Annotated in this window: 5 protein-coding genes; 1 reads left to right on the top strand and 4 read right to left on the bottom strand. The window is 64.4% G+C overall.

All coding sequences use genetic code 11. From position 1 onward, the window contains the following. The 3 genes from ACILRN_RS16480 to ACILRN_RS16470 form a co-directional block, all read right to left on the bottom strand. A partial coding sequence (locus ACILRN_RS16480) for a 5-(carboxyamino)imidazole ribonucleotide synthase (protein ID WP_395690047.1) occupies nt 1–991 on the bottom strand: 991 nt, incomplete at its 3' end. After that, complete coding sequence (gene purE / locus ACILRN_RS16475) at nt 988–1,452, bottom strand: 5-(carboxyamino)imidazole ribonucleotide mutase (RefSeq protein ID WP_395690049.1); 465 nt, start codon at nt 1,450–1,452, stop codon at nt 988–990. The genes ACILRN_RS16480 and purE, both read right to left, overlap by 4 nt. Nucleotides 1,453–1,501: 49 nt before the next feature. Further along, complete coding sequence (locus ACILRN_RS16470) at nt 1,502–1,690, bottom strand: YdcH family protein (protein ID WP_395690048.1); 189 nt, start codon at nt 1,688–1,690, stop codon at nt 1,502–1,504. 152 nt (nt 1,691–1,842) lie between these two features. On the opposite strand from ACILRN_RS16470, the gene ACILRN_RS16465 reads away from it, so the two are divergent. Next, a complete protein-coding gene (locus ACILRN_RS16465) occupies nt 1,843–2,019 on the top strand; it encodes a YdcH family protein (RefSeq protein ID WP_395690046.1) in 177 nt (58 codons plus the stop codon). 1 nt (nt 2,020) lies between these two features. Here the strand turns inward: ACILRN_RS16465 and ACILRN_RS16460 are convergent. Then, on the bottom strand, nt 2,021–2,940 hold a 920-nt coding region (locus ACILRN_RS16460; protein ID WP_395690045.1), incomplete at its 5' end, for an amidase family protein.

Here is a 2,940-nt window from a genome sequence, read left to right as displayed (position 1 = left end):
CTCCTGCCAGTTCCTGCCAGCGGCTGGCTTCCTCTCCCAGGAGGTTGGTCATCACCACGTCAGAATGACGCTCTGCCGTGCCCAGAGGCCAGCCACATACGGCCCGGATGTGCTGCTCGAACTGTGAGACATGGCAGGCGTCCATCGTCCAATGCCCGGAATTATGCACACGCGGAGCGATTTCATTGACGATGACCTCATTGCCCGCAACGAACATTTCAATGCCGATGACGCCGACATAGCCGAGGGCCGCGATGATCTGCCCGCCGTAGGCGCGCGCACGGTCGGCCACGGCTGTCCCGATCCGGGCAGGCACCGTCGAGGTTTTCAGGATATGGTTCTCATGGTGGTTTTCCGGAACGTCGTAGACGGCCACTTCGCCATGCCAGCCGCGCGCCGCAATCACCGATATCTCGCAGGAAAACCGGACGAAACCTTCCAGTACCGCGGGCTGGTGGCCAATCTCCGCGAAGGCTGCCGCTGGCTCGGTGGTGGCAAGTATCTTGCTCTGCCCCTTGCCGTCATAGCCGAAGCGGCGGGTCTTCAACACCGCAGGCCGCCCGATTCGCTCCAGGGCTGCCTCGAGTTCGGCGAGACTGGACACGGCCGCAAACGGCGCCACGGGGATGCCGAGGCCGCTGATGAAGGTTTTTTCCAAGGCCCGGTCCTGGGCGGTCTTCAACGCGGCGACAGCTGGCGCCACCGGCACGCGCTCTGCGAGGAAGGCGGCTGTGTCCGCGGGAACGTTCTCGAACTCATAGGTGACGACGTCCACCTGTCTGGCGAAGGTCTCGAGGGCGGTGAAATCATCATAGCGGGCAAGGCTGCGGGCGGCGGCCACGGCAAAGGCCGGGCTTTCTGGCTCGGGCGCGAAGATGTGACAGTCGAGGCCAAGTCGGGCCGCAGCCAGGGTCAGCATGCGGGCCAGCTGGCCGCCGCCCAGAATGCCGACCCGGGAGCCGGGGGGCAGAGGCTGCGGGAGCGGCATCATGGCTGGTCCGACGGGCGCTCGGCCACGCTGGCGGTCTGCCGGGCACGCCAGCCCTCCAGCCGCCCGGCAAGGGCGGCATCGGTCAGGGCCAGAACGCTGGCGGCTAGCAGTGCCGCGTTGATGGCGCCGGCCTTGCCGATCGCCAGAGTTCCGACCGGAATTCCTGCCGGCATCTGGACGATGGAAAGCAGCGAGTCCTGTCCGGACAGGGCCTTCGACTCAACCGGCACCCCAAATACCGGAAGGCGGGTCATGGCGGCCGTCATGCCGGGCAGATGGGCCGCCCCGCCCGCCCCGGCAATGATCACCCGAACCCCCCGGTCTGCCGCCGTGCTGGCGAACTCATAGAGCCGCTGCGGCGTGCGGTGTGCCGATACGATCCTGTCGTCATGGGGAATGCCCAGAGCGTCAAGCGTCTCAGCTGCATGCTTCATCGTGGCCCAGTCGGACTGGCTGCCCATGATGATGGCGACGGGAGGCGGTGGATTGGTCACGGGCGGTTCCGTTTCTTCAGGCGATGATATCGGGAATCAGCATGTTTTCGATGATCTGGATCTTGTCCTTGATGTCCAGTTTCATCTTCTTGAGGCGGCGCAGCTGCAGCTGGTCGCCGGTTCCGGTCTGTTCGAGCGAGTGTACCGCGGTGTCGAGGTCACGGTGTTGCTGGATCAGGTTCTGCAACTGATTGCGCAATTGCACCTCCTGTATCACATCCAGTTTTGGCATCGTCCCCCAGTATCTCCGGATTTCACGAATTCCTTGGCAGCTTATTCACTAATGCCCTTGGCAAGGGTTCGACAAGCCCCCAAGTCTATGGCATCATCCACTCATCGCAATCAGCGGAGGTTCGCATGAGTCTTCAAGCGCATCTGAATGAGTTGCAGTCCCGGCACAAGGCCCTTGAGGCTCAGTTGTCCGATGCCATGAACCACCCGGCATCGACCGATGCCGAGATCGCCGAGCTGAAGCGCAAGAAACTCAGGCTCAAGGACGAGATCTCCCGGCTCCAGCACGACCACGCCGCCTGATCTACAGTGCGGGCGGGCGGGCCTTGTGCCATCCGGCGGCCCGCTCATAGGCGTGGGCGGCGCGGAGCACGGTTCGGTCATCGAACATGCGGCCTACCAGCTGCATTCCGGCGGGAAGGCCCTGCGCAGTGAAGCCGCACGGTATGCTGGCGGCGGGTTGCTGCGTGAGGTTGAAGGGGTAGCTGAACGGGGTCCACGTCACCCAGTCGTCGGTCGTGTCGATGACCTGTGGTGCGATCTGGCCTGCGGCGAAGGCAGCCAGGGGTAGTGCCGGCGTGACCAGCAAATCGAAATTGTCCATGAATTGGCGCATCTGGGCGCCCAGAAGGCCCCGCGCGCGCACCGCATCCTGGTAGTCGTCGAGGGTGATGTCGCGGGACCGCTCGACAACATCGGCCAGTGCGGGGTCCAGCAGCGCAAGCCTGTCAGGCGCCAGACGTCCCAGCAGGGCGCGGGCGCCGGACCACCATAGTGTGCGGAAACATGCCACGGGATCGGAAAAACCGGGATCGAGTTCATCCACATCGGCGCCCAGGTCTTCAAGCACACGCACCGCCGCCCTGACGCGGTCCGCGATATCTGGATCAACCTTCACGTAGCCAAGTGTTGGGCTGAAGGCGATCCGCAGGCCCCTGAGGCGCTTATCCAGCTTCGCGGTATAGTCGGTGGCGTCATAGGGCAGGGCGTGCCAGTCGCGCGAGTCGGGTTGGGCGATGACATTCATCATCAGGCAGGCATCTTCCACAGTGCGGGTCATCGGGCCGACATGCGCCACGGTGCCAAACGGCGACAGTGGCCAGGCCGGAACCCGCCCGAAGGACGGCTTATGGCCAAAGATGCCGGTGAAACCGGCTGGTATTCGGATCGAGCCGCCGCCATCGGTGCCGAGTGTCAAGGGCGCATAGCCCGCCGCTGCCGCGG

It is taken from the genome of Aestuariivirga sp., assembly GCF_044238155.1.
Lineage (GTDB): Bacteria > Pseudomonadota > Alphaproteobacteria > Rhizobiales > Aestuariivirgaceae > Aestuariivirga.
Note: the sequence above shows the minus strand (reverse complement) of the source record. Positions and strands in the feature narration are given on the sequence as shown.